Annotated in this window: 23 protein-coding genes and 2 riboswitches; of the genes, 11 read left to right on the forward strand and 12 right to left on the reverse strand. The window is 48.7% G+C overall.

The window, feature by feature from the left end:
- Positions 1–224 precede the first annotated feature (224 nt).
- The 7 genes from B160_RS30445 to B160_RS0105155 form a co-directional block, all read right to left on the reverse strand.
- A complete protein-coding gene (locus B160_RS30445; RefSeq protein WP_018626807.1) occupies positions 225–911 on the reverse strand; it encodes a hypothetical protein in 687 nt (228 codons plus the stop codon).
- Between the two features lie 3 nt (positions 912–914).
- Complete coding sequence (locus tag B160_RS0105125; RefSeq protein WP_018626808.1) at positions 915–1,598, reverse strand: hypothetical protein; 684 nt, start codon at positions 1,596–1,598, stop codon at positions 915–917.
- A gap of 1 nt (position 1,599) precedes the next feature.
- On the reverse strand, positions 1,600–1,932 hold the full coding sequence (locus B160_RS0105130) for a PadR family transcriptional regulator (RefSeq protein ID WP_040679548.1): 333 nt from the start codon (positions 1,930–1,932) through the stop codon (positions 1,600–1,602).
- 65 nt (positions 1,933–1,997) lie between these two features.
- Positions 1,998–2,801 (reverse strand): amidohydrolase, encoded by an 804-nt coding sequence (locus B160_RS0105135; RefSeq protein ID WP_018626810.1) that lies wholly within the window; start codon positions 2,799–2,801, stop codon positions 1,998–2,000.
- A gap of 353 nt (positions 2,802–3,154) precedes the next feature.
- A complete protein-coding gene (locus tag B160_RS0105145) occupies positions 3,155–3,637 on the reverse strand; it encodes a regulatory protein RecX (RefSeq protein WP_018626812.1) in 483 nt (160 codons plus the stop codon).
- 2 nt (positions 3,638–3,639) lie between these two features.
- Positions 3,640–4,740, reverse strand: coding sequence for a trypsin-like peptidase domain-containing protein (locus tag B160_RS0105150; RefSeq protein ID WP_018626813.1), 1,101 nt, complete (start codon positions 4,738–4,740; stop codon positions 3,640–3,642).
- 24 nt (positions 4,741–4,764) lie between these two features.
- Positions 4,765–6,096, reverse strand: coding sequence for a type III secretion system chaperone family protein (locus tag B160_RS0105155; protein WP_018626814.1), 1,332 nt, complete (start codon positions 6,094–6,096; stop codon positions 4,765–4,767).
- Positions 6,097–6,298: 202 nt separating this feature from the next.
- On the opposite strand from B160_RS0105155, the gene dnaN reads away from it, so the two are divergent.
- The 3 genes from dnaN to B160_RS0105170 all read left to right on the forward strand — a co-directional run bounded on the left by dnaN (position 6,299) and on the right by B160_RS0105170 (position 9,381).
- The gene (gene dnaN / locus B160_RS0105160) at positions 6,299–7,414 is read left to right on the forward strand and encodes a DNA polymerase III subunit beta (protein WP_018626815.1); all 1,116 of its coding nucleotides are present in this window, start codon (positions 6,299–6,301) and stop codon (positions 7,412–7,414) included.
- A gap of 101 nt (positions 7,415–7,515) precedes the next feature.
- Entirely contained in the window at positions 7,516–8,763 is a 1,248-nt protein-coding gene (locus B160_RS0105165) for an NAD(P)/FAD-dependent oxidoreductase (protein ID WP_026309536.1), read from the forward strand.
- Positions 8,764–8,808: 45 nt separating this feature from the next.
- The gene (locus tag B160_RS0105170) at positions 8,809–9,381 is read left to right on the forward strand and encodes a TPM domain-containing protein (protein ID WP_157557922.1); all 573 of its coding nucleotides are present in this window, start codon (positions 8,809–8,811) and stop codon (positions 9,379–9,381) included.
- A gap of 42 nt (positions 9,382–9,423) precedes the next feature.
- Here the strand turns inward: B160_RS0105170 and B160_RS0105175 are convergent, their stop codons facing one another.
- Both B160_RS0105175 and metE read right to left on the reverse strand, forming a co-directional pair.
- Positions 9,424–9,678, reverse strand: a complete 255-nt coding sequence (locus tag B160_RS0105175; protein WP_018626818.1) for a cysteine-rich CWC family protein — start codon at positions 9,676–9,678, stop codon at positions 9,424–9,426.
- A gap of 2 nt (positions 9,679–9,680) precedes the next feature.
- The gene (gene metE / locus B160_RS0105180) at positions 9,681–12,014 is read right to left on the reverse strand and encodes a 5-methyltetrahydropteroyltriglutamate--homocysteine S-methyltransferase (protein WP_018626819.1); all 2,334 of its coding nucleotides are present in this window, start codon (positions 12,012–12,014) and stop codon (positions 9,681–9,683) included.
- Between the two features lie 184 nt (positions 12,015–12,198).
- A riboswitch (cobalamin riboswitch) is annotated at positions 12,199–12,393 on the reverse strand.
- Positions 12,394–12,611: 218 nt separating this feature from the next.
- Between metE and B160_RS0105195 the strand changes: the two genes are divergently transcribed.
- The 6 genes from B160_RS0105195 to B160_RS0105220 all read left to right on the forward strand — a co-directional run bounded on the left by B160_RS0105195 (position 12,612) and on the right by B160_RS0105220 (position 16,774).
- Positions 12,612–13,028 carry a putative signal transducing protein gene (locus B160_RS0105195; RefSeq protein ID WP_018626822.1) on the forward strand — a complete coding sequence of 139 codons (417 nt, stop codon included), beginning with the start codon at positions 12,612–12,614 and terminating at the stop codon, positions 13,026–13,028.
- Positions 13,028–13,855 (forward strand): sterol desaturase family protein, encoded by an 828-nt coding sequence (locus tag B160_RS0105200; RefSeq protein ID WP_018626823.1) that lies wholly within the window; start codon positions 13,028–13,030, stop codon positions 13,853–13,855. The genes B160_RS0105195 and B160_RS0105200 overlap by 1 nt, the downstream gene beginning before the upstream one ends.
- A gap of 60 nt (positions 13,856–13,915) precedes the next feature.
- Complete coding sequence (gene kdsB / locus B160_RS0105205; protein WP_018626824.1) at positions 13,916–14,647, forward strand: 3-deoxy-manno-octulosonate cytidylyltransferase; 732 nt, start codon at positions 13,916–13,918, stop codon at positions 14,645–14,647.
- 11 nt (positions 14,648–14,658) lie between these two features.
- Positions 14,659–15,090, forward strand: a complete 432-nt coding sequence (locus tag B160_RS0105210) for a hypothetical protein (protein ID WP_018626825.1) — start codon at positions 14,659–14,661, stop codon at positions 15,088–15,090.
- A gap of 97 nt (positions 15,091–15,187) precedes the next feature.
- Positions 15,188–16,300 (forward strand): magnesium/cobalt transporter CorA, encoded by a 1,113-nt coding sequence (gene corA / locus B160_RS0105215; protein WP_018626826.1) that lies wholly within the window; start codon positions 15,188–15,190, stop codon positions 16,298–16,300.
- Positions 16,301–16,354: 54 nt separating this feature from the next.
- Positions 16,355–16,774, forward strand: a complete 420-nt coding sequence (locus tag B160_RS0105220) for a hypothetical protein (RefSeq protein ID WP_018626827.1) — start codon at positions 16,355–16,357, stop codon at positions 16,772–16,774.
- Positions 16,775–17,067: 293 nt separating this feature from the next.
- Here the strand turns inward: B160_RS0105220 and B160_RS0105225 are convergent, their stop codons facing one another.
- From B160_RS0105225 to B160_RS0105240, 3 genes are all read right to left on the reverse strand, one after another.
- On the reverse strand, positions 17,068–17,574 hold the full coding sequence (locus B160_RS0105225) for a DUF2480 family protein (protein ID WP_018626828.1): 507 nt from the start codon (positions 17,572–17,574) through the stop codon (positions 17,068–17,070).
- Between the two features lie 131 nt (positions 17,575–17,705).
- On the reverse strand, positions 17,706–19,844 hold the full coding sequence (locus B160_RS0105230; RefSeq protein ID WP_018626829.1) for a peptidylprolyl isomerase: 2,139 nt from the start codon (positions 19,842–19,844) through the stop codon (positions 17,706–17,708).
- Between the two features lie 124 nt (positions 19,845–19,968).
- A complete protein-coding gene (locus B160_RS0105240; protein ID WP_026309537.1) occupies positions 19,969–21,492 on the reverse strand; it encodes a carbon-nitrogen hydrolase family protein in 1,524 nt (507 codons plus the stop codon).
- A 246-nt stretch (positions 21,493–21,738) separates the two neighbouring features.
- On the opposite strand from B160_RS0105240, the gene B160_RS0105245 reads away from it, so the two are divergent.
- Complete coding sequence (locus B160_RS0105245; protein ID WP_018626832.1) at positions 21,739–23,016, forward strand: DUF3472 domain-containing protein; 1,278 nt, start codon at positions 21,739–21,741, stop codon at positions 23,014–23,016.
- Between the two features lie 230 nt (positions 23,017–23,246).
- A riboswitch (SAM riboswitch) is annotated at positions 23,247–23,345 on the forward strand.
- Positions 23,346–23,422: 77 nt separating this feature from the next.
- The gene (locus tag B160_RS32360; protein ID WP_281163361.1) at positions 23,423–23,548 is read left to right on the forward strand and encodes a hypothetical protein; all 126 of its coding nucleotides are present in this window, start codon (positions 23,423–23,425) and stop codon (positions 23,546–23,548) included.
- The last annotated feature ends 12 nt before the right edge of the window (positions 23,549–23,560 follow it).

A 23,560-nucleotide genomic window follows, 5' to 3' on the forward strand; every position in this document is an offset into this window, starting at 1 on the left:
TTGAAAAGGGAAATCCGTTACAGTTCGGTATTTTTCGCTCCGGCCGGGTCCTTTTCTATTTTGTAAAAAGGGAATGTCAATAGTTAATGGACAATGGTCTTTCGAGCGTTTGCAACGGTATCCAGCACTAAATGTTGAACCTTAAACGTGGAACGGTAAAAGGCATGTCGGCATCAGACCGGATCCGGTCTGGAGCTATGAACCTTAAACCTGGAACAAATATGCTAGAATGCCAGGGGGTATTGCTCACGGGCATCTGTATAAATGGCTCTGTAAGCATGGAACCGGGCCAGCGTAAACAGGATCGCCAGGGTACAAAACGCTGCCATGACCTGGTTGAACCAGGGAGCATGATTGATGTCGACCTCAAAACCGTTGACTGCCAGGTTAAAATAGAGATTGGGCACCTGGAAGAGGCCTGCAAAAACGGTAAAGCTGCCGGTGTGTTTTAAAGACAGCAGTTTTTGGGCCGGACGTTTAAACCGGATGCTCACAAAAAGGATGGCGAGAATGCTGAAGATGAATAAAAAGATGCAATAGGTTTTATAAACGGCCGATGCATCCTGTATGTTGAAGATCGGAACAGGGGCGCTCAGCAGCAGGAAGAGCAGCAGGGACAGCGCAACTTTTGGAAAGGTAAAATACGCTTTGAAATACTGAAATTCTTTTTTCCTGGAACTGCGCCGGGCTGCTTCTTCGCGTTGCTGCACGATCTTTGAAAAACCGGAGATCCCGAAAGCAGTGTAGGTTTGCCGGTGCGCTGTATGAAAATCCATGCCGGGGTCGGCAGCCATTTTTTCTTCAATGCCCGCGGCCAGATGGTCTACGATCTCCTGGCGCAGGTCGTAATAGCGGATCCCTTTCTTTTGGCAGAACTGATCTAATACCTGTATTTGGTGCTGGTCCAGCATCGTTTATTTTTTAAAAGCCAAAGGATAATTTTTTGCTGCTGTTTGATATAATTTTTTGTTTACACTGAAATCGCATAGCTCAAAGACCAGGTAAACACCACCGATCGTTAAGAAGAGCGGCGCTGTTAAAGCCACCGCTTCTATTTTTTTATTCAAAACAAAAAGGATGATCCGGTATGCGTTGAATAGAAAAAACAGGGTAAAATAAGGTTCCCAGTTCAGTCCGTACAGGAAGATCAGGGGCCTGCCGGGTTTAAACCGGTGGCGCAGATACCGCCGCTGTGCAAAGTGAACGAGGACGGAAAACAGCATAATGCATAAGGTATAAGTAACCCTGTCGGTTTCCTGTATCATCAATGCCGGTGTGGCTACGATGATCATTATGCATGCGCTCAGTAGCATATTGGGCAGCTGCATATAGCTGCGAACCAGTTCCCAGTATGCTTTTTTATGATTACGGGTAATGACCTCCCGCCGCTCGGCTATAATTTTTGAGAAACCGGGCATGCCAAAGTCTTTATATACGGCTTTTAATGCTTCATTGAAAGGCAGGTCCGGCTTTGCGGCCATTTTTTCTTCAATGCCCGCGGCCAAATGGTCTACGATCTCCAGGCGCAGATCGTAATAGCGAACCCCGTTCTGTTCACAGAACTGATCAAGTGCCTGTATCTGTTCTTCTGTCAACATCTTATGCCAGCTTTGGGTTAAAGATCAGTTGCAGGGTATTTTTAAAGGCCTCCAGCTCTATCATCGATCTCGCCTGTTCTTTTTTCCCTGATGTGGTGAGTGTATAATATTTGCGTACCCGGTTGCCCATATTTTCCATCTCCACTTCCAGTATGCCTTCAGCTTCCAGCCGGTGCAGCAAGGGATATAATGCCCCTTCGGTGATCTTTAGTTCCCCGGCAGTCAGTTCCTTTACCTTCTGCGTGATCTCGTATCCATACATACGGCCGTTTTCTCTCAACAGCTTCAGCAGGATGGGCTCCAGGCAACCTTTGTATAAATTGGATTTATTCACAGCGATCTTTTTCTTGTATAAAGATACATAAGAAATCAATACATAAGTAATTTAGGTATATTTTTTTAGTAATGCTGATGGATCGTAAACCCATCCGCATCCCTCCAGAAGGGGAATTTTGTGCGGACCTCCTCTAGTTTTGCTTTATGCAGGGTGATCGTGCAAACATCTTCCTCGTCTGCTTTATGATAAAGTATTTCGCCCAACGGATCAATAACCATGCTGTCTCCGCCATGATAAATGCCATTGCCGTCATCACCTACCCGGTTAACACCTACCACGTAGCATTGATTTTCAATGGCCCGCGCCTGCAACAGCGTCTTCCAGGCCAGGCTGCGCCGCTGTGGCCAGTTGGCCACATTGATGAGCAGGTCATATTCGGGGGGCGTTTCCGGTACGGCGCCGGGGTTTTGCCGGGCCCAAACCGGAAAGCGGAGATCGTAGCAAACCTGCAGGTTCACCTTCCAGCCATTTACAGATGCGATCAGCCGTTTGCTGCCCGCGGCATAATGCTGGTCCTCTCCAGCAAAGGCAAACCGGTGCCGCTTGTCGTACACGCCATATTGCCCGTTGGGCAACATCCAGACAAGCCGGTTAAAAAAATGACCGTCTTCCTGAATGATCAGGCTGCCGGTCAGGATGATCTTGTGCCGGGCGGCCATATCCTTCATCCACTGCACCGTTGGCCCCTCCATGGTTTCTGCCAGGGGTTCCGGCTGCATGGAGAACCCGGTGGAGAACATTTCAGGAACCACGACAACATGCGTTTTTCCGGAAATGCTTTGGATCTTTTGCTGCAGCATGGACCGGTTGGCTGCTTTGTCTTCCCAGTGCAGCCGGGTTTGTACCAGGGTAATGATCAGAGACATACAAAAAACCTAAAGGTCGGTTATTTTGAAGAAAGAAGCATTTCCGCTTCGTCTTTTTCCAGCTGCCTGCTGGTTTTGCGGCTGCCATTGTGGCTATAGCCCGGAGGACCAAAAAGGTAACCCCGCCGTTGTTTCCACGAAAGCCCCACAGATAGGACCACTTAAATGCCATATCAATAAGCCCGGTTGCCAGTGTCAGGTAAATATTGGTAAGGGTGTCCCGAACCGAATAGGCTTTTTTGTGAAAATGAAGGTTAGACAGCAGTACCTCCAGCCCGATTACTATCATGTAAAACGGAGTGGAAAACAGCAGCAGTATTTGCTCCTCGTATCCGTAGCGGTGCATGATCGTGTTATTTGATGGCCTGAAGCAGGGGCTGGAACAGGTCCGGCTCGTAGCCTCTCTGGATGAGGAAGGCGGCCGTTTTTTTCATTTTTACAAACCGGTTGCCCGTTCCCTTCAGGCTTTGCCATTTTTGCTGCAGCAGTCCGGTCAGGGTTTGTTCGTATGCTTCTTCATCGATCTCTTTCATCCCTGCTTTGATGCAATAGGGGCTGACCTGCTTTTGCTGCAATACCATTTTTATTTTATTGCGGCCCCACTTTTTCTGGCGGAAATGGCCGCCGGCAAAGGCTTTTGCAAAGCGCTCCTCGTTTAAATAGTTTTCTTCGATCAGGGCAGCGATTATGGCAGCGTGCTCTTTCTTCCACACCCCCAGCTCAAACAATTTATTGACCACATCACTGTGGCAGCGTTCACTGTAAGCGCAGTAATGCTGCAATTTTTTGAGAGCCTGTTCCGGCGAAAGCCGGATGTTTGACGTTTCCTGTTTCATGGCTATTCTTCCAGCCTTGCCGTACAGCCAAACTCGTTTTTCAGGTAGTCGTCATAATGGTCGGCCCGTTCAAAGAGACTCTTAAACTCTTCAACGCCCGATTCCCGGGTCATATCCAGGTCGTACAGCAGGCGGCTCAATACGATATTGTTTTTATTGCAGCTAAGCACCAGTCCGGTTGATTTGTTATTCTCCTGCAGCAGGTACTGGTACAGGGGTTTTATCCGGGTGGCCTCCAGGGGCATCTGGCAGAGGTAGGCATCACCGGCTATGAAAAAGTTATCGGAATTATAGCTGATATTGATCTTTGCTGATCCCTGCTTTACGCTCCATTGATTGGCGCCGTCGCGGGCCAGCCGCACATCTTTACCCAGATCCTTCAGGATATCCTCAATGAGCTTGGCAACCCCCATAAGCTCTGCCTCTTTTTTGGGGATCAGCAGCAGTGTTACCTCCGATCCGCAATTGGGGCAGTATTTGTTATTGTCGATGTTGGCAGCCGTTACCAGTGAATCGCAGCTGGGGCACCGGGTGGCTTCCTGCCCTTTATGCGGCAGGTACAGGTCGATGGCCTCCTGCAGGTAGCTGGCCGGGAGCGCAAATCCGAGATTGTCGCCCCCTTTAATAATAAAGGAGTTTACGCCAATGACATCGCCAACATAGTCTACCAGCGGTCCGCCGCTGTTTCCGGGATTGATGGCGGCATCCACCTGGATATATTTCAACCCTTCGCGGATGCGATCTACCTTGGAAATAACACCCTGGGTGGCGGAGTAGCTCAGGTTATACGGGTGGCCGATGGCAATGACATTGTCCCCGTCCTTCATGGCATCGTAATGACCGATGTTCACCTCAGGCAGATCAACACCCGAAGGGGGCTGCAAAAATGCCAGGTCGTGTTTGGTATCGGTATAGAAGACCCTCGAAAGCTGTTTTTCGAACAGTTTACCCTGTATGGTCACCTCGGGAGTATTGTTGACCACGTGGTTGTTGGTCACGATCAGGTCGTATGCTTTCAGGTAAAACCCGGTGCCCGTACCGGTTTGTGTGGCGATCTGGATAATGGCCTGCTGGTATTTATTGATGATTTCCTGCGTGTTCATAAATGTTCCGTTAATCTGTGGGCCCTATGCGGGTATGTCCATATTCAGTTTTTCTATTTGTGTGGTAAAACTGTAATTAAAAGCCAGCAGACCGGAAAAGTTCAGCCCTTCCGTCCTGAAGCTCATATACGGGTAACGTTCCTTCCACTGCCCTTCCACCATACGGATGTACTTTATGATCGCTTCTTCCCTGAAGCGTCCTGAGGCCGGATCATAATAGTCATCCTGGTATCCAAGCGCCCTGAAGAACGCCGGGTAGTTGACCTGCATGAACAGCCGCACCAGCAGGGTAATGGGTTTGGGAAGGCTGTAAGAATACTGGCAGTAGGATAAACCGTATTCCATCAGCTTATTGGCAAAGTACTCGTGCCCGTTATCCCGGTACCAGAGCATGTTCTCGTTGGCCTCATGGATAGCGTCTGCGGTTACTTTATGCACCTGTGGTGTAACAATAGAAAAAGTGTATTTGGACCGGAACAGGTTTTTAACGACCTCTTCCTTTGGCCTGGCCTGCAGTTCGCGTAATGCTTCGATCATTTCCCGGTTCTTATCTACAATGGAGCGTTCGTCCTTTTTAAAATAGATGGCCCCGATCTTCTCCAGCTGGTTCAGCAGCAGCCCTTCAGGGGTGACCAGGAAATCAATGCGATACACAAGGTTCAGCAGCAGGTATGAAATGCCGCCAGAGAATTTGTCTGCATCCACCTCCGCTATTTTTCCGAGGGTATCTGTAAGCCAGCTTTGCAGGAACTCATATTTTACATTTTTTTCCGCGTCGGAAAGCGGGGTAACATGCTCCTGGTCCACGGCTTCCAGATGGGTGAAGTCCTCAATTAAAAGATCGTCCTGCTTATCGGACTTTGTGGCCAGTTCCTTCAGGCCATAGTACAGCTTATTGGGGTTGGCCGTATTCAGGTCTGTATCAAACCGCATACAGAGCTCATTGTTGTTCAGCGCAAAACGGCTGTAATAAAGGCCAAAGTTCATTTCCAGCAAACGGCGCATGACCGGTATGGAGGGCTCGGGCATCAGCGCCAGCTTTACGTCTGCAGAGAGCCGGTTCTCCCGGATCTCACCCCGGATGATCTTGGAGCCCTGGTACAGCTCGAAGGTAGCAGTATCTCCATCCCGGCTGTAACGCACATTCTGTATGGCATCGTCCCGGAGGTAGTCAAAAAAGGCATCTACGGATGCAACGTAATTCTTTTCTTTAAACAGGTTATCGGCTTCTTTCCAACGGCGAACCTTTCCGGGAACTTTGTTGTTATCGGAATACCGGCCAAATTCCAGGGACGGGTTCCCCCGGGCGGCAGGCTCTTCTTTACCTCTGACCCAATTTAAAAATTTATTCAACATAGGCCTTTTTTTAAGTCGGGGAAGTTACTAAACCTTATCAAACTACCTAAAAAAATTTGCTTCGGGGTAAATCATCGCTTTTCCCCCTATATTTACCGAAAATGGGCATAGATTTTTCGAAACATTATCCAATAAAATAGTAGTTTCGCTACCATCATTTTGCTTAACAGGGAACAGAAACGTAAAAATTAATATATAACAGATGAAATTTATTGCATCGTCATCGGCTTTGCTGAAACAGCTTCAAAATATTTCAGGAGTCATTAATGCGAATAATGTATTGCCCATTTTAGAGGATTTCTTGTTTGACATTGATAAAAATCGTCTGACCATCGTGGCTACCGACCTGGAAACCGTTATGAAAACAGAGATGCAGGTAGAAGCAAAGGACAACGGCCGCGTTTGTATTCCCGCAAAGATCCTGATCGATTCCTTAAAGAACATTCCCGAGCAACCCCTCACGTTTAATATTGATAAAAATTACAGCGTTGAAATTACCAGCGATAATGGGAAGTATAAGGTAATGGGCGAAAACCCGGACAATTTTCCCAAGGACCCCACGGCTGATGATGCCTCCGGTTTTACGATGACCTCTTCCGCCCTGGTAACGGCTATTAATAAGACCCTTTTTGCCACCAGTACCGATGACCTGCGTCCGGCAATGACCGGTGTTTACTTTGAACTGGATAAAAAGGGGATCCAGTTTGTGGCTACAGATGCACACCGGCTGGTGCGGTATAAAAGAACCGATGTGAGCTCGCCCAATACGGATACATTTATTGTTCCGCGCAAACCGCTCAACCTGTTAAAGTCTGCCCTGCCGGACAATGAGGATGAAATCACCATCAACTACAATACCAACCATTTTTTTGTAATACATGGAACCACGCAGATGAGCTGCCGGCTGATCGATGCCCGTTTCCCGGATTATAAAGTGGTGATCCCCTCGGAAAACCCCTACAGGCTGACGGTTAACCGTACCGAATTCCTGGGGGCATTGCGCCGGGTAAGCGTATTCAGTAATAAAAGTACCTATCAGGTAGCGCTGAACATCAGCGGCAGCGAGCTGCAGCTGGCAGCACAGGATGTGGACTTTAGCTTTGAAGGAAATGAGCGCATGAAATGCCAGTACAATGGCGAGGACCTCGTGATTGCCTTTAATGCCAAATTCCTGATTGAAATGCTGAATGCTACGGATAGTGATGAAGTATATATGGAGCTGAGCACCCCCACAAAAGCGGGGTTGATCAAGCCGGTGGACCAGGAAGAGAACGAAGAGCAGCTGATGCTGGTAATGCCGCTGATGCTGAACCAATAAGGAAACATGATATTTTTTAAATCTGCCTTTGGGCGGTTGAGCCTGACTAATTTTTGCCGGCGGCGGGAGTGGTCAGGCTTACTTTATTAGAGCCTTCTATAATGATTACTACCCAAGTTTGTATCATCGGCGCCGGACCTGCCGGGACTACCGCGGCCTTACAATTGAATAAGGAAGGGATCGACTGCGTGCTGGTGGATAAGGCCGTTTTTCCGAGGGACAAAGTATGTGGCGACGGCCTGAGCGGAAAAGTGCTGACCTGCCTGAAAAAAATCGATCCTGCTGTGGCCGGACGCCTGAAGCAGGCGGGGTTTAAACTGAACAGCTGGGGGGTCAGTTTTATTGCGCCCAACCGCAGGGAACTGGAGGTGGGCTACCGTCCTGATTTTAACGCGCAAGATGAGCGGCACAAAGAAGTACCGATCGGGTATGTATGCAAGCGCCTGGATTTTGACCATTTCCTGGTTGAGGAAGTAAAGCAGTGCCCCCACGTACAGGTGTATGAGGGCTTGGCGATCGATCAATATATATTGGAAGATGACGGGTACCGGGTCAGCGATGGGAAGGATTTTACCGTAAGGGCAGCAGTGCTCATTATAGCCAACGGCGCGCATTCCGCCTTCACAAAAAAAGTGGCGGGTATTCATATGGAACCCCGGCACTATATTGCCGGATTGCGTGCGTATTATAAAAATGTGGAGGGAACACATGCCCAAAACTTTATTGAGCTGCATTTTTTAAAAGACCTGCTGCCCGGCTATTTCTGGATCTTTCCCTTGCCCAACGGCGAGGCAAATGTAGGAGTGGGTATGCTCAGTGAGGCGGTGCACCGGAAAAAGGTGAACCTGAAAAAGGAGCTGCTCCATATAGTAACCCATGATCCTGTGTTTAAAGAGCGGTTTAAAAATGCCCGCCTGGAGGGCCCCATTGAAGGATACGGGCTGCCATTGGGAAGTAAAAAAAGAAAATTGAGCGGAGAGCGTTACCTGCTTACCGGGGATGCCGCTTTTCTCATAGACCCGTTTACCGGTGAGGGGATCGGGAATGCCATGAACTCCGGCAGACTGGCCGCTCAACAGGCAGCCCGGGCCATTGCCGCCAACGATTATTCGGCAGCAGGACTGGCTTTATATGATGCGGAGATTGAGCGGGTCTTTGGAGCAGAGTTGCGGCTGAGCACCCGGCTTCAGAAACTGGTCCGGTATCCCCGCCTGTTTAACCTGCTGATCAATATCAGCGCACGGAATAAAAAAGTACAGGAGCTCTTATCCTGCATGTTTTATGAAGTGGACCTGCGGAAAAAACTAACAAAGCCTTCGTTTTATATCGGGTTGTTGCTCAATAAATAAAAACGGCGCTAATTTTGCAGTACTACTGTAAATTAAAAAGATCCTATGCTACAAAGAATGTTCCCGGGTATGTTGCTTTTAACAACGGTATTGCTGTTTGCCTGCAATTCCGGCAGGAACCTGAATACACAGGTACATAAAAGGGATGCAGACGGAAGGGAGACGAACATCAAATATCCGCAGCAGCAAACTGTAACGCCACAGAATATCAATATGTCCTATGATTTTGAACAGCTGTTTACTGCTGCGCAAAACAAACAGATCGACAGCCTGGTACGGGTGTTTGAAAAAAGCAACCTCATCGCTGTTAAAGTAATAACACTTCCGGCAGATAAGGTTACGGCCGGCTCGTTTGAAAACAATAATAAAAATCTCCTGAAAGAGTGGGCAGGTGTGCACGGCAATACCGATAAGGCTATGGTTATCTCCATCAGTAAGGGGTTGAATAAGGTAGCGATCGATTATGGCCCGTTTGTAGGTAAGTTACTATCCCGTGCGGAAGCCGATCAGATCATCAGCAATGACTTTTTGCCTGCGCTCCAAAGCGGGAACATTTTTGATGGCGCCTGGAAGGGGCTGAATGATCTTATGGACACCATACGCAGAAATATTCAGTAAACCGAAAGAGAGACCTGCTAGGGTTCTAAAATCTAACAGGTCTCAGGAGCCGGGAGGGGGTTTATAGAGCACCCCCAGAATCCCTTTGAGCTTGCCCTGGAATTTTTGTTGATGATATTGGGCCTTCAGCTCCTTTAAACAGGTAGCACAAAGACAATCTTCATATTGTTTACTGACAAAATCCCGTTCTGCATCATTCAGGATTACGGTACTGCATTGGCAAAGAAGAATACTGCCCACTTTGCATTCAAAGGGCTGTTTACAGCGTGGACAGTATTTATCTTCATGTTTGCACATATCTATTCCGGCACCGGAGCATTTACTTTTTTGCGTAATTTTTTTGCCGCCTGGATCATTGCGCTCAGCGCCTCGGTGGTTTCCTCCCAGTTACGGGTCTTTAAGCCGCAGTCGGGGTTCACCCAAAGCCGCTCCGCCGGGATATGGTCCAGTGCTTTTTCCATCAGCGCCACCATCTCTTCTTTTGAAGGAACGCGGGGCGAATGAATGTCGTACACACCCGGCCCGATATCGTTCGGGTATGCAAACGAAGTAAAGGCATCCAGCAGCTCCATTTGAGAGCGGGAGGTTTCTATCGTAATCACATCTGCATCCATGGCGGCAATGGAAGGAATGATATCATTGAATTCCGAATAGCACATATGCGTGTGGATCTGTGTTTCGTCCCGGACACCGCTGGCTGCAATGCGAAAAGCATTTACCGCCCAGTCGAGGTACTGCGGCTGGGCTTCCTTTCTTAAAGGTAATCCTTCCCGGATGGCCGGCTCGTCGATCTGTATGATCTTTATACCCGCTTTTTCCAGATCCGTTACTTCATCCCGGATCGCGAGCGCTATCTGGTTGCAGGTAGTGCTGCGCGGCTGATCATTCCGCACAAAGCTCCATTGCAAAATGGTTACAGGGCCCGTAAGCATTCCTTTTACATGCCTGGTGGTTAACGATTGGGCATAGGTAGTCCAGGCTACGGTCATCGGTTCTGTACGGAATACATCGCCGTAGATCACCGGCGGCTTCACACAGCGGCTGCCATAGCTCTGCACCCATCCGTTTTGGGTAAAGGCGAACCCATTCAGCCGTTCGCCAAAATACTCCACCATATCGTTGCGCTCAAATTCGCCGTGCACCAGCACATCCAACCCTATTGCTTCCTGCCATTGCACCGCCCGGGAGGTTTCTTCCCTGATGAGAAGCTCGTATGCTTCATCAGAAAGCAGCTGCTTTTTCCATTGAGCCCGCCAGGCACGTACTTCTTTTGTTTGCGGAAAAGAGCCGATGGTTGTGGTTGGGAAAAGGGGAAGCCGGAGTGTATGCTGTTGTTTTTCCTTTCTTACGGAAAACGGACTGGTTCTTTTTGCGTCTGCTGCGGCTATGACTGCAGCCCGCGCTTTCACCTGCGGCTGATGGATCAGCAGGGAAGTATCCCGGGCCCGGATGGCTTTTGCATTCTCTTCCAGGAGTGCTTTTGATAGAGCATCTCCGGGATCGCCGGCGATCTGTTTCAGCGCGGCAACCTCCGCCAGCTTCTGGCGGGCAAAGGCCATCCACTGTTTTATTTCGGGGAGGAAGCTTTTTTCACCGGCTTCCAGCTCCAGGTCGCAGGGCACGTGCAGCAGCGAACAGGAGGGGGCGATCCAGATGCGCTCCGGCCCGGTTTTTTGTATGGCTTTTTGGATCAGGGGCAGCGATCTTTGAAAATCATTTTTCCAGATATTCCTTCCGTCTACAACGCCTAAGGACAGCCCGGTCCTTCCATTTACAAATTCTGGAACGGCCAGTATATCATCCAGCTGTGAGGGACAGCGGACCAGGTCCAGGTGCAATATGTGCACCGGAAGCTCCAGGGCTGTTTTCAGATTTGCGCCCGGGCATTCGAAATAATTTGCCAGGATGATCCTGAGGTTGGGAAACCGCTGCCGGATGGCCGTATAAGTTGTTCTGAGGGCCTGCCGCTCCTTTTCCGTGAGGTCCAGCGCCAGGCAGGGCTCGTCCATCTGTATATAATAGGCGCCATGCTGATCCAGCCTGGCCAGTATCTCAAAATAAACCGGCAACAGGTTTTTCAAAAGATCGATCCGGTGAAACCCGGGTTCCTTTTCCTTGCCCAGCAGCAAAAAGCTTACCGGGCCGATCAGCACAGGCTTACATAGGTAGCCTTCCTTTTTGGCTTCAAGGAACTGGTGGAGCACCGTATCGTTAAAGAAGGAGAACTGCTGGTCCCTTTTAAATTCCGGAACGATATAATGATAATTGGTATCAAACCATTTGGTCATTTCCATCGCAGTAAGGTCGTACCCGTTTTTCTGGTATCCCCGGGCCATCGAAAAAAGCAGGTCCAGCGCGGACAATTGCGCTTTTTCAACAAGCGGATGAAAACGTTCCGGTATGGCACCCGTCATGATGCAGGTGTCCAGGACCTGGTCGTAAAACGAAAAATCATTAACGGGGATCAGGTCAATACCGCTCTTTTTTTGCAACTGCCAGTTTTGATTCCGGATGCTGCGGGCTGTTTGTTCCAGTGCTGCTGCAGCTGTTTTGCCGGCCCAGTACTGTTCGCAGGCCTTCTTCAGCTCCCTGTTGCTACCAATGCGCGGGTAGCCGAGATTGTGTGTTTGCATTTCTTTTAACTTTTTTAATGAAAGAATAAGCTAAAAGCCCTTGCAGGTTTCGCAATGCTACTGCGGTAAAAATAAAAAGGCAGACAGATGTGTGAGATCCGGCCGGATGTGAGGAAGCCTTTCCGGATAGTGAAGGAGAAGAATAAAGACATCGTGCAAACCATTGCTTCAAACCGCGAAAGCATTGTTTCATACAGAAAAGGCAGGTCTCCTGGCTTACAGCAGCTTTTACCATCCTTCCCATGGCGCCGGGGCACCACAGTGGACATACAGGGGTAAAACTTTCAATACTGTTTACAGTTGCGCGACAGCTCGTGACTTACACACGATTCCCTATTATCCTTAATTTTCATTAAGGACCTCTTCCGGTTGATGAAAAATGAAAGAACTTATCAGTCCTGCAAATTTAGCGGAAAGAATACAATTTCCGGGGAATGGGTGCCGGACATTTTTTCGCCATAGTGACCTGCTATGCCTGCAAAATTTGCCTTGTTTCGCTCCAAAATAGGTTCATAATAAATTCCACCGATGAAATTTAAACAGGCTCTAAAAGGACCGGGGCTTTTTTTATCCGTGATCCTGCAATAACTTTAAGGTATGAACTTTGTTATTGCGGCTACGTATGACAGCTATATTGACGCGCACCTGGCGATGGGGAACCTGCTGAGCGAGAACATAAACTGTTGGCTGAAAGATGAGAACACGATTGCCATTCATCCTGGGTTGATCAATGCCATTGGTGGTATTAAACTGATGGTGGCCGAGCCGCAGGCAGAACGGGCACTGGAAATATTGCGGAACACAAAGCGGCGGTACCAGGAGCAGAACCCCTGTCCCAACTGCGGATCTATAAACGTGGAATACATCAGTACTCCAAAAAAAGCGTCCAACTGGCTGGTAACTTTTGTGAATGTGGTACGGCATGGAGGAGCACAGATGGCTGTTGAAAAAGTATATCATTGCTTTGACTGTGGTTTTGAGTTTGAAGACGCCGGGAGCAATACAAAAACGTAATGGAATCGATCGTTGCATATTTTTCAACCCTGGAACAGCGTCCGCTGGAGCGTATGGCATTGCTGGTGGGCGGGCTTTTGTTGTTTTGGATCATTGAAGGGGCCATCCCTTTGTTCCGGTTGCAGTACCGGAAGTCGAAATTTTCGCATGCCCTGGTGAACTTCGGGTTTACGGTCATGCACCTGATCATTCATACCGCGCTGGCAGTATTGATCGTGCTGCTATCGGATTGGTGCCGTGCTGCAGATTTTGGATTGGTGTACTGGCTGCATGCAAAGGTGTGGGGAGCGATCGCCATCGGTGTGCTTGCGCTGGATTTCAGCAGCTGGCTGGTGCATTGGATCATGCACCGGCAAGCCTGGCTGTGGCGGTATCACCTCATCCACCACAGCGATAATAAGGTGGATGTGACCACGGGGCTGCGGCACCACCCTGGGGATAGCCTGTTGCGCGGCATTTTCTTCCTGCTGCTGATCTTTGTAAGCGGCGCTCCGATGTACAGTGTGATGATCTACCAGACCCTGGTGGTGATCACTACTGCGTTTACCCATGCCAATATCCGTCTCCATCCAAAGCTGGATAAGTGGATCAGCTATGTACTGATCTCCCCCAATATGCATAAGGTACATCATCACTGGAAGCAGCCGTTTACCGACAGCAATTACGGAGCGGTGTTTTCCATATGGGACCGTGTCCTGGGAACCTATAAAGAACTGGATCCTTCAAAGATCCGGTATGGATTGGACGGGTATTATGATAATGAAAAGGACGAGAACTTTCTGCTGCTGCTGAAGGACCCTTTTGTAAAAAAGAAATCTTCAAAATAAAAGAAAGCAATACTGAAAGAGGAGTAACGGAAACCTGGAAGAGTTTCCTACTTTTGAAAAATGAGGAAGCAAAAAATTATAGCAGTGATTCCCGCACGCTATGCTGCAACCCGGTTTCCGGCTAAGTTGATGAAACCGCTGGGCGATAAGCCGGTGATCGCGCATACCTACGAGGCAGTGGCTGCAAGCGGCTTGTTTAGCGATGTATTTGTGGTAACCGACAGCGATATCATTTTTAATGAGATCGCAACACGCGGCGGCAAAGCCATTATGAGCACTGCAGAACATGAAAGCGGAACCGACCGTATTGCTGAAGCGGTGAGAGATATGGACGTGGATATTATTGTAAATGTCCAGGGAGATGAGCCCTTTATGCAACAGGAGCCATTGCAGAAAATTGTAAGCCTCTTTGACACAGAACAGGTACAGGTAGGATCCCTGATGCGGAAATTTGCCTCGGAAAATGAAGCGCAAAACCCCAACGCGGTAAAAGTTGTGACCAATAAAGCGGGCAGGGCCCTTTATTTCAGCCGCAGCGTGATCCCTTACCGGAGGGATACAGACATCCCCGTGCCGTATTATCTGCACATTGGTGTTTATGCCTTCCGTAAAAATGCCCTGCTGGATTTTACCGGATGGCCGCCTTCTTTACTGGAACAAACGGAGAAGCTGGAGCAGCTGCGTTTTCTTGACAACGGAGTGGATATCTATTTGGCGGAAACCAGTTATGAAACCGTGGCGATTGACACACCGGAAGATCTTGAAAGAGCCATCACTATTTTAAATCAATAAAAACGATCATTATGTTGTACGGGATTTTGCTGATACTATTGGGGATCCTGGCGGTTCCTTCCCTGGTGCTTTCGAGGAAGCCGGAGGCAAAAGCGCTTTTAGACAAGATAACGCCCTACCAGGGCTGGATCGGAATTGTTTTTTGTATCTGGGGCCTTTGGGGCATCATTAGCGCGCTGTTGCATATCGGGTGGCTTTCCATTGTTCCGGTTACCTGGCTGTTGTGGCTGGCAACGGCGGGGGTAACGGCCGCACTGGGCTTTATTCTGGGCTATGGGCTGATCCAGCAGTATGCGCTTTCGAAGAATAAAGAAGCTTCGGAAAAAGGACAGCGGCTGCTGGAAAAGCTGCGCCCGCAACAAGGCCGGCTGGGTATTGCGGCCATTGTGATCGGTATTTTATCCATCATTGCTGCTATTGTATGGCGTATGCCGGTAGCTTAGCAGGGGCCGGTCTGCAGAAACCGGCGGGCAGGTTCCGGTTTGAGATACACCGGCGCGGGTCATTGCCGTTATGCGCTAAAAAGAGTATCTTTCCTCAATGAAGATGCGCCCGGAAAAATATTTACGCTATCTTTTCCTGCCCAACCTTTTTGAGCTGTTTGGTACCCAGCGCACCAAAGAGATCCTTTCTGTGAACCCCACCATTGTTCCGCGGCGGGAGGAAGCACAGCAGGTGGTCATCACAGCGTATTGCTACAATAAAGAAACGATAGAGGAGCGGAAGGATCTTTTACTGAACGAGGCGCTGGCGCTCAGAGACTCGGGAAAAATAGTCTGGATCAATATAGACGGGCTTCGTAAATCGGATGTGGAGGCCATCGGAAACTGCTTTGGTATTCACCCGCTTTTACAGGAAGATATCTTAAGCGTCAACCAGCGGGCGAAAATGGATGAAGCGGACGATATCCTTTTCAGCCTGATGAATATGCTCTATTACAACGAGCAAAAAAAATCCGTTGACCAGGAACAGATCAGCCTGGTACTGGGAAAGAATTTTGTCATTACCTTCCAGGAAGACCTGGACCGGGATGTTTTTACGGCACTCCGGGAGCGGTTGAAGCTGCCAACCAGTAAAACACGCACCAAAGAGGTTGATTACTTATATTATACGCTGCTGGACACCATCGTAGACCATTATTTTATTGTAATGGACAAGCTGGGCGATGAGATCGAAGACCTGGAAGAGGAGATCATCAAAAGTGCCAGCAAGCGCACCCTGGCCTATATCAATTCCCTAAGGAAGGAATTGATCGTTTTAAAAAGGACCATTTACCCGGTGCGGGAAGTGATCAGCGGCCTGATAAAAAGCGAAAACGAACTGCTTACGGAGCAGAATGAGCGCTATTATAAAGACGTGTACGATCATATTGTGCAGGCCATTGACCTGGTGGACAACTACCGGGATATGCTCACGGGCATGCAGGATCTTTACCTGAGCAATGTAAACCTGAAGATGAACGAGGTGATGAAAGTGATGGCTATTGTAACCTGTGTGCTGGCCCCGGCCACTGTTATCGGGGGCATCTTTGGCATGAACTTTAACGTGATCCCCCTGTCTAACCACCACTGGGGCTTCTGGATCGCAGTAGGTGCAATGGTCCTGATCCCGCTTTGGATGCTGCTGATCTTTAAGAGGAAGGGGTGGTTTTAGAGGACACTATGGAATTTTTCCGACCTGTGTCTTAAGAGAATAATAAAAAAACAATTGCTGTTCGTATTTGCGCTCTGTTGCAGTTATCCCCTGTTTGCCCAGGTTAGCTGGAATCATGTTCCGATACATTCGGTAGCCCCTCCGCGGTCTTATCACGAAGGATTTGAAACCCCGGCTTGTATTGACACTGCTCTCTGGAGCAGTTATTTGGACTGGGGCTTGCTTTTAGATAGTTCGAAAAGGAAGGAGATCCCTGAAGGGATCTATAAAATACGCATGCAATTTGCGGTGGATACTGGAGGAAAAATAGTGCTGGTAAAAGCGTTGGAAAACCCGTTTGAGCTGGGTGATCTTGTTCAAAAAAGGATAACCGCTTTTCCCTATAGATGGTCACCTGCTACCCGAAATGGCAGGACAGTAAAGTCGTACCACCGGGTAATGGTTGTATTTGATTTAAGAAAGACCAATCATTAGCATATCAGGAGCGGGGTGTTAGCTGTTAATAATGGACCGGTATTCATTTTTTTAAAATGTGTATCGCCTTAAATGGTTTGTAGATATACAAACCATTTAAGGCGCCAGGGTCAGTGTCCCCGCTGACTGGCATTAAGTTTATAAAAAGATGGCTGGTACCGGCTCATTATAAAAGCAAAGCGCTGCTATAGCAAAGTTTTATATTTTACCGGGAGATCGGAAACTCGTTTTAAAATCTGATTACAAACCGCTCAGGAAGGGATCTGTATTGGGGATCTATTTGACAGGAGAGGCTATTTCCGTTTATACACCGGTACCGTACTGCAGGGTTCTCCATACATCAGGCTTTTTACCACCGGCAATAATTTTAAGGAGATCTGTGCATAAGCTTCTTCTGATACCGGAATATCGCCGCAACCTTTGATCACCACACGCGCATCGGCAAATGTCAGGGCGTCTATGGCCTCAATATTTTTGAGCAGCCATTTGTTTTTAACGGCGGCTTCGTCACCGAGGGCTACGAACTTTGCTACCGGTTGCAGATAGCTTACAATAAGCATATAGGCCCAAAGCGGAATGATGGCATCTGCGGAGCATACAATACCCACCAGCTGGTTTTCATAGGCCAACCAGTCCTGCTCCTTCAGGGCACTGCGAAAGTCCTTTTCTCTAAGGATCATGCCCATAAAAAGATAATCTTTGATATCGAACAGTTTAACCGGATCTACGGGATAATACGATTCCAGGTTAAGCGTAATGATCCCGCTTTCCGCTACTTTATTTCTGATAACAGGCTCCATGATAATGAAACAAAGTTAAGCGGACTTCGGTTCACTTCCGTAACGGAAAGGTCAATTGTCTGTCCGGAAGTAGCAGGAACAAAAAGCCCGCTTCTGACAAGCGGGCTGTAAAAAAGATATGGAACGGTCGGTTAATAGAACTTACTCCTGTAGTCTTTAATGGTGGCTGCTTCCTGCAGTGCCTGCAGCGACTGGAACCGGGCCTGTTGTTTAGCCTGCATATAACGCATTTTGCGTATTTCATCCAGGTTTTGAGCGGGAGCCGGAGTGCTCATTAGATTGTCTACGCGTATCACATAAACGCTCTGTGACCCGGCGATCGCTTCCGGCACTACTTTTTGCAGGTTGGCCTTGTTAAAGGAAGCTCCGATCACTTTGGGCTCAAAGCCAACAGCAGAAGGTGTCTGGCCGTTAAAGCGGAGGCTGTCGGCGGTCTCTACCTGCTTTTTCAGTTTGGTGGCTACCGCTTCGAGGGTTGTGATCTTACCGATCTTGTCGCTGATGATCTTTGCTTTTTTCTGGTTTACCAGCAGGGGTTCTACCATCATGCGGGCTTTAGCCGGGGTCATGGTGCCTTCTTTATTGATCTCGGTAACCAATCCCACTACATAGTAATCGCCTACTCTTTCCGGTTGGATCACTTCTCCCAGGTCGGATTTGTAAATGCTTTTTACAAAATTCCGGGATGCTCCCAGGCCTTGGATCATAGCACCTGTGGGCGGAATATCGGTGGCGATAGACTTTAAAATGCCTTTTTCTGCCTGCAGTTTTTCGGCCGCGGCATTAAAGGTTTTCTGACTGGTGGCCTTAGCGGCAAACCGGGTGGCGGCATTGCTGGCCATATTATCGGTTTCCTGGCTGGCCTCGATCGGTTTGGTCACATAAGCGATCTTATAACCGGTAGTGCTGCCTTTGGTGCCCAGCACTTCAATAATGTGATAGCCGTAGTCCGTTTTTACAACGCCCTTGCTGCCTGCCGGGTGCGTAAAAATATAATCGTTGAAGGCGGGCGTCATCTGCCCGGAAGGCACACTTTCATAAACGCCGCCGGTTTGTACGCTGCCCGCATCGGTAGAAAACTTTGTAACGAGGGTATCAAAGTTAGCGCCGTTCTGTAAGGCTATGAATAAGCTGTCGGCCAGTTTACGCGCTGTGGCAGAATCTCTTAAAGGAATTTGCTGCCCGCTTTGGGGGTCCTGTGTGGTCAGCCCGATAAGGATATGCCGCACTTTTACAGTATCCGGCATGCTGGTGCTTGCAACGATTTTAGCCAGCGCATAACTATTCGCATCCACATAGGGTCCATATATATTTCCGGTGCCTACTTTAAGGATGGAATCCTTCATGGGCACCTGGATGCGATTGCTGCTGATAAAGCCGTCGTAGTAGTTATTGATGCCTTCGCTTACCAGGAAGTCTTTTATGTTATGGGCACTGTCGAAGGCCGGTTTCAGGTCCAGCAGGCGCTGCCGGGCCGCTACACTGTCTGCTCCGCTGGGCTGCGCATTAAAAGCCACATAGGAAATGCCGCGGTTTTCGTGTTGTTTGAAATCGCTTTTGTGCTTGTTGATAAAATCCTGTATATCACTGTCCGTGACCTTTACTGTTGAGTCCGGAATGCTGGTATAGGGTTCTCTTACAAAAGAGATCCTGGACATCAGGGCTTCGTCTGCGTTTTGCTTCTCCAGCATCCACTTTGGAAAATTGATGCTGGTGGTCAGCAGCGCATCGTATTTCTCGGCCTTGCGCTGAAGGATCAGCTGATCCAGGAACATGTTGATCTGTGCCTTTTGTTCCGGAGTACCTTTTGATTTGATCTGGTTGATCTGGGTTTGTGCGGCGACGGCATCAAATTTCCCGGTTTGCGGATCGGTAAATCCCTGTGCCAGCTCCTGGGGGGGATTGGCTCCAAAAAGCAGGTCGTTCAGTTCCTTCCGGCCTACTTCAAGCCCCAGTTTCTTTGATTCCTGCGAAAGTAAGATGCGCGACACTTCCTGACCCCAGGCCATTTCGTTGGCTTGCTGTGCGGAACCTTCGCCGTTGCTCATTCCGCGAGCCTGCATCATTTGTGTTTGTTGCTCCACCAGAGCGCTGAATTCCTGGAACTCAACTTTTTCTCCGTTAATTTTTCCTATGGTCCGGACATCCCCGGTAAAGAGGCTGCCTCCGTTCTCAAAAGCTAGCATGATAACAAATATGACCAACGCAAGCCCAATGATTACAGCCATCACTTTGCCATACTTGTCCTGGATCTTCTGTATTACTGACATGTTAAATAAGATAGTTAATTAAAAGGTTGGCAAAAATAGCGTTTTTAAAGATATCAACAAACTGTGGAAAAAACGCTGGAAACGGCTTGAAAACAGAAGATCCGGAAACGGAAGATGTTGTTTTTTAGCTTTTCCGGATCACTTCATATACATCATTCCTGCGATCTGACAGGTTTTTAACGCTTCCGAATTTGTGGAGATGCCGCAGCAGGTCGATGTCTACATCGCCGATCACGACCATTTCTGTATTGGGTGTGGCTTCCGCTTCGATGCCGTTGGAAGGGAAGGAAAAATCGCAGGGGGTCAGGATCATGGACTGGGCATACTGAATGTCCATATTTTGTACCTGAGGGAGGTTGCCCACATTGCCGGCGATCGCTACATAACATTCATTTTCAATGGCTCTTGCCTGGGCGCAGTGCCGTACCCGGAAGTAGGCGTTCTGCGTATCGGTAAGGAAAGGGACAAATAAAATATCCATTCCCTCATCTGCCAGCAGCCGGCTCAGCTCCGGGAATTCTGAATCATAGCAAACGAGGATGCCCACTTTGCCGCAATCCGTATCAAAGGCCTTTACCTGGCTGCCGCCCACCATGCCCCAAACGCGCTCTTCATCCGGTGTTATATGGATTTTTTCGTATTTGTCCACCGATCCGTCGCGGCGGCACAGGTATCCTACGTTGTAAAGCCGCCCATCCGCTACCTCCGGCATACTGCCGGTAATGATATTGATATTGTAACTGACGGCCAGGGCGACGAACCGGTCCCGTATCACCGCGGTATATTTAGAGACTTCCTTTACCGCATCGGCGGCGGAAAGATGGTTGTACTCCGCCATCAGCGGGGCGTTAAAAAACTCCGGGAATACGGCAAAGTCGCATCGGTAGCCGGAAACGGTGTCCACAAAATACTCCACCTGGGTCATCATTTCTTCCAGGTTCTTATAAAGCCGCATCTGCCACTGTACCAGCCCCAGCCGCACCACACGCTTGAGGGGAAAGGCCTGCTCGCTCCGGTCCTCATAATAAATATTGTCCCATTTCAGCAACACCCCGTATTCGTTCGACTGCACATCTCCATGTAAGTAGTTTTTTATGATGCGTACAGGGTGAAAGTCGTTGGCAAGCTGAAAGTCCAGCACCGGATCATGCAACTCCTTTTGCTTTACCTTCTGGATGTACTGGCTGGGGGTCATTTCCCGGGCGTAGTTATGGTATCCCGGTATCCGGCCGCCAAACACGATGCCTTTCAGGTTCAGGCGTTCTGCCAGTTCCTTCCTGTAATCGTACAGCCGGCGCCCCAGGCGCATACCGCGGTATTTGGGTTTTATAAAAACGTCGATCCCGTAAAGGATCTCGCCTTCCGGATCGTGCGAGTTAAACGAATAATTGCCGGTAATACTTTTATAGTTGTGCCGGTTGTTCACTTTTTTTTCATCTACAATGATCGAAAGTGCGCATGCAGCCATGACACCGTTTATATAGATGACCACCTGCCCCTCCGGAAAAAGATTGACCAGCCGGTTGATCTGCTCCCGCTGCCAGTAACTTTCCGGCATGCTGGGATAGCAGGCGATCATGGTTTCTTTAAGCGCGTCGTACTGGTCCTTTTCGAGTGTTTTTATTTCAATATTGATGGGGTCTGTCATACGAACAAATTTAATATAAATAATCCGCCTGTGGCCGGATGAGGTCCCGGGTATATAGATTGCTGCAGATGCACCGGAGAACGCGCTCTTCCCGGTCTGCGTATCGCTGGCCGTTGCGTCATTGCCTCTTTGCTTCGCTGCGTGAACCCGGACATTGTGCCCTTCCTGCAGCGAATGCAATCGGTTGTGCAGCCGAATCACCGGGTTTCACAATATATTCGCATACACACAAAAAAATTACGCTTTATGAACTGTTCCGCAAAAGGATTGCTTGCTGTGTTGCTGCTTTTTTCATCTGTTATCAATGCCCAGTCCATAACAGTGCCCACGGGTGGCAATGCATGGGCGTTGGAAAGAACCGGGGAGGGCATACGGGTCCGCAACAATGGAATTACCAACTGGACAAAGATCAATGAGGGCTTTACCGCTTATATTCGGGTAACACAGCCGGGAACCCTTAAAGTATGGCTGGAAACCGGTACTGTTACCGGTAACCCGGAAATTGCTGTTTCTATATTCAAACAAACAAAAAATGCGGTATTAAAAGGAGCGGGGCCTTCTTTTTATATTGGAGAATGGAGCATAAAGGACAGCGGCTATGTGCCGGTGGTGGTGAAGGGAATCAAAAAAGAGGGTTGTTGCTTTCCGGATGTAGTAGCGTTAAAGCTGGAAGGCACTGCGCTTACCGATAAAGCCAGCTATACAAAGAACAATGAAGGCAATTTCTTTCATTGGGGAAGAAGAGGACCTTCTGTACATATGGGGTACCAGTTGCCAAAAGATGTGGATGCGGAATGGTTTTATAATGAGGTAACCGTGCCGGCGGGCAATGATGTGGTCGGCTCTTATTTTATGGCCAATGGTTTTGGCGAAGGTTATTTCGGTATGCAGGTGAACTCTGCAACCGAGCGCCGTATCCTGTTTTCCGTCTGGAGCCCTTATCAAACCGATGATCCGAAACAGATCCCCGAAGATCATAAGATCAAAATGCTGAAAAAGGGTGAAGACGTTTATACCGGTGAGTTTGGAAATGAAGGATCGGGTGGCCAAAGCATCCTGCGGTATCCCTGGAAGGCGGGCACTACCAATAAATTCCTGCTGCATGTGGTTCCGGATGGAGATAGCCATACCGTTTATACAGCCTATTTTTATGATGGAGCAAAAAATACCTGGCTGCTGGTGGCCAGTTTCCGGCGTCCGAAATTGTCTACGTATTTGAAACGGCCACATTCCTTCCTCGAGAACTTCAGTCCCAACCAGGGGGATATTGAGCGCAAAGTGTTTTTCGGAAACCAATGGGTACGGGACACCAGAGGCAACTGGCATGAGCTTACCAAAGCGCGCTTTACTGCTGATAATACGGCGCGCGTGGGATACCGGAAAGATTATGCAGGCGGTGTAAAGGGGCAACAGTTCTACCTGAGGAATTGCGGGTTCTTTAATGATTTTGTTCCTTATGATACCATGGTAGAGCGCCAGCCCACCGGCAAAACGCCACAGGTGGATCTCGATGCGCTGCCATAGCAGGATCATCATATTTTTAACGCCATCTCTTTTTTTTAAGGGATGGCTTTTTTGATAATAGTATCCCTTGCTCCCGGTGTCCCTTGCAGGAAACATCGTGACCAAGGGCGTATCTATTCCTCGCCACGTTTCCCGCAGAGGACCCGGTGTCTGCAATAGTCTACCTACCTTGTAGAAATTTATTTTGTTGATAATATTTTAGCAATTACCTTTGCTTTGTCTTCACAGACAACTTATCAAGAAAGACTGAGGGAAATGGCCCGGGGAAGTCTTAGCAACCACCATCATAGGAGCGGTGCTACATCCATCCAAAAAAGGAAAGATAAGTGGTCGTCAATGTACCCGCATTGTCTTCTATCCGCGATTTTCTTTCCATAACCGATTTTTTAAACGGCAATTTTTGAACATGAACACAAAGATGCAATCATTGGGATATGGCTACGCGTCTTCCAATGGCCGACAGGCGAGCTGTCGTAACGTACAACTACTGCAACCCACCACCATGATGATGGAGTGCTGTTGCTGCTGCTGATCTTACCTGTTT

The organism is Niabella aurantiaca DSM 17617 (assembly GCF_000374125.1).
Taxonomy (GTDB): Bacteria; Bacteroidota; Bacteroidia; order Chitinophagales; family Chitinophagaceae; genus Niabella; species Niabella aurantiaca.

Bases quoted from the DNA above. Each gene is read 5' to 3' on its own strand.
- B160_RS0105150 (WP_018626813.1), bottom strand. From the start codon at position 4,740: ATGAACACGCAGGAAATCATCAATAAATACCAGCAGGCCATTATCCAG.
- B160_RS0105210 (WP_018626825.1), top strand. From the start codon at position 14,659: ATGTTGTACGGGATTTTGCTGATACTATTGGGGATCCTGGCGGTTCCT.
- B160_RS0105240 (WP_026309537.1), bottom strand. From the start codon at position 21,492: ATGACAGACCCCATCAATATTGAAATAAAAACACTCGAAAAGGACCAG.
- B160_RS32360 (WP_281163361.1), top strand. From the start codon at position 23,423: ATGAACACAAAGATGCAATCATTGGGATATGGCTACGCGTCTTCCAAT.
- B160_RS0105155 (WP_018626814.1), bottom strand. From the start codon at position 6,096: ATGTTGAATAAATTTTTAAATTGGGTCAGAGGTAAAGAAGAGCCTGCC.
- B160_RS0105195 (WP_018626822.1), top strand. From the start codon at position 12,612: ATGAACTTTGTTATTGCGGCTACGTATGACAGCTATATTGACGCGCAC.
- B160_RS0105175 (WP_018626818.1), bottom strand. From the start codon at position 9,678: ATGTGCAAACATGAAGATAAATACTGTCCACGCTGTAAACAGCCCTTT.
- B160_RS0105225 (WP_018626828.1), bottom strand. From the start codon at position 17,574: ATGGAGCCTGTTATCAGAAATAAAGTAGCGGAAAGCGGGATCATTACG.
- B160_RS0105165 (WP_026309536.1), top strand. From the start codon at position 7,516: ATGATTACTACCCAAGTTTGTATCATCGGCGCCGGACCTGCCGGGACT.
- B160_RS0105230 (WP_018626829.1), bottom strand. From the start codon at position 19,844: ATGTCAGTAATACAGAAGATCCAGGACAAGTATGGCAAAGTGATGGCT.
- B160_RS0105125 (WP_018626808.1), bottom strand. From the start codon at position 1,598: ATGTTGACAGAAGAACAGATACAGGCACTTGATCAGTTCTGTGAACAG.
- B160_RS0105135 (WP_018626810.1), bottom strand. From the start codon at position 2,801: ATGTCTCTGATCATTACCCTGGTACAAACCCGGCTGCACTGGGAAGAC.
- metE (WP_018626819.1), bottom strand. From the start codon at position 12,014: ATGCAAACACACAATCTCGGCTACCCGCGCATTGGTAGCAACAGGGAG.
- B160_RS0105200 (WP_018626823.1), top strand. From the start codon at position 13,028: ATGGAATCGATCGTTGCATATTTTTCAACCCTGGAACAGCGTCCGCTG.
- corA (WP_018626826.1), top strand. From the start codon at position 15,188: ATGAAGATGCGCCCGGAAAAATATTTACGCTATCTTTTCCTGCCCAAC.
- B160_RS0105245 (WP_018626832.1), top strand. From the start codon at position 21,739: ATGAACTGTTCCGCAAAAGGATTGCTTGCTGTGTTGCTGCTTTTTTCA.
- kdsB (WP_018626824.1), top strand. From the start codon at position 13,916: ATGAGGAAGCAAAAAATTATAGCAGTGATTCCCGCACGCTATGCTGCA.
- B160_RS0105145 (WP_018626812.1), bottom strand. From the start codon at position 3,637: ATGAAACAGGAAACGTCAAACATCCGGCTTTCGCCGGAACAGGCTCTC.
- dnaN (WP_018626815.1), top strand. From the start codon at position 6,299: ATGAAATTTATTGCATCGTCATCGGCTTTGCTGAAACAGCTTCAAAAT.
- B160_RS30445 (WP_018626807.1), bottom strand. From the start codon at position 911: ATGCTGGACCAGCACCAAATACAGGTATTAGATCAGTTCTGCCAAAAG.
- B160_RS0105170 (WP_157557922.1), top strand. From the start codon at position 8,809: ATGCTACAAAGAATGTTCCCGGGTATGTTGCTTTTAACAACGGTATTG.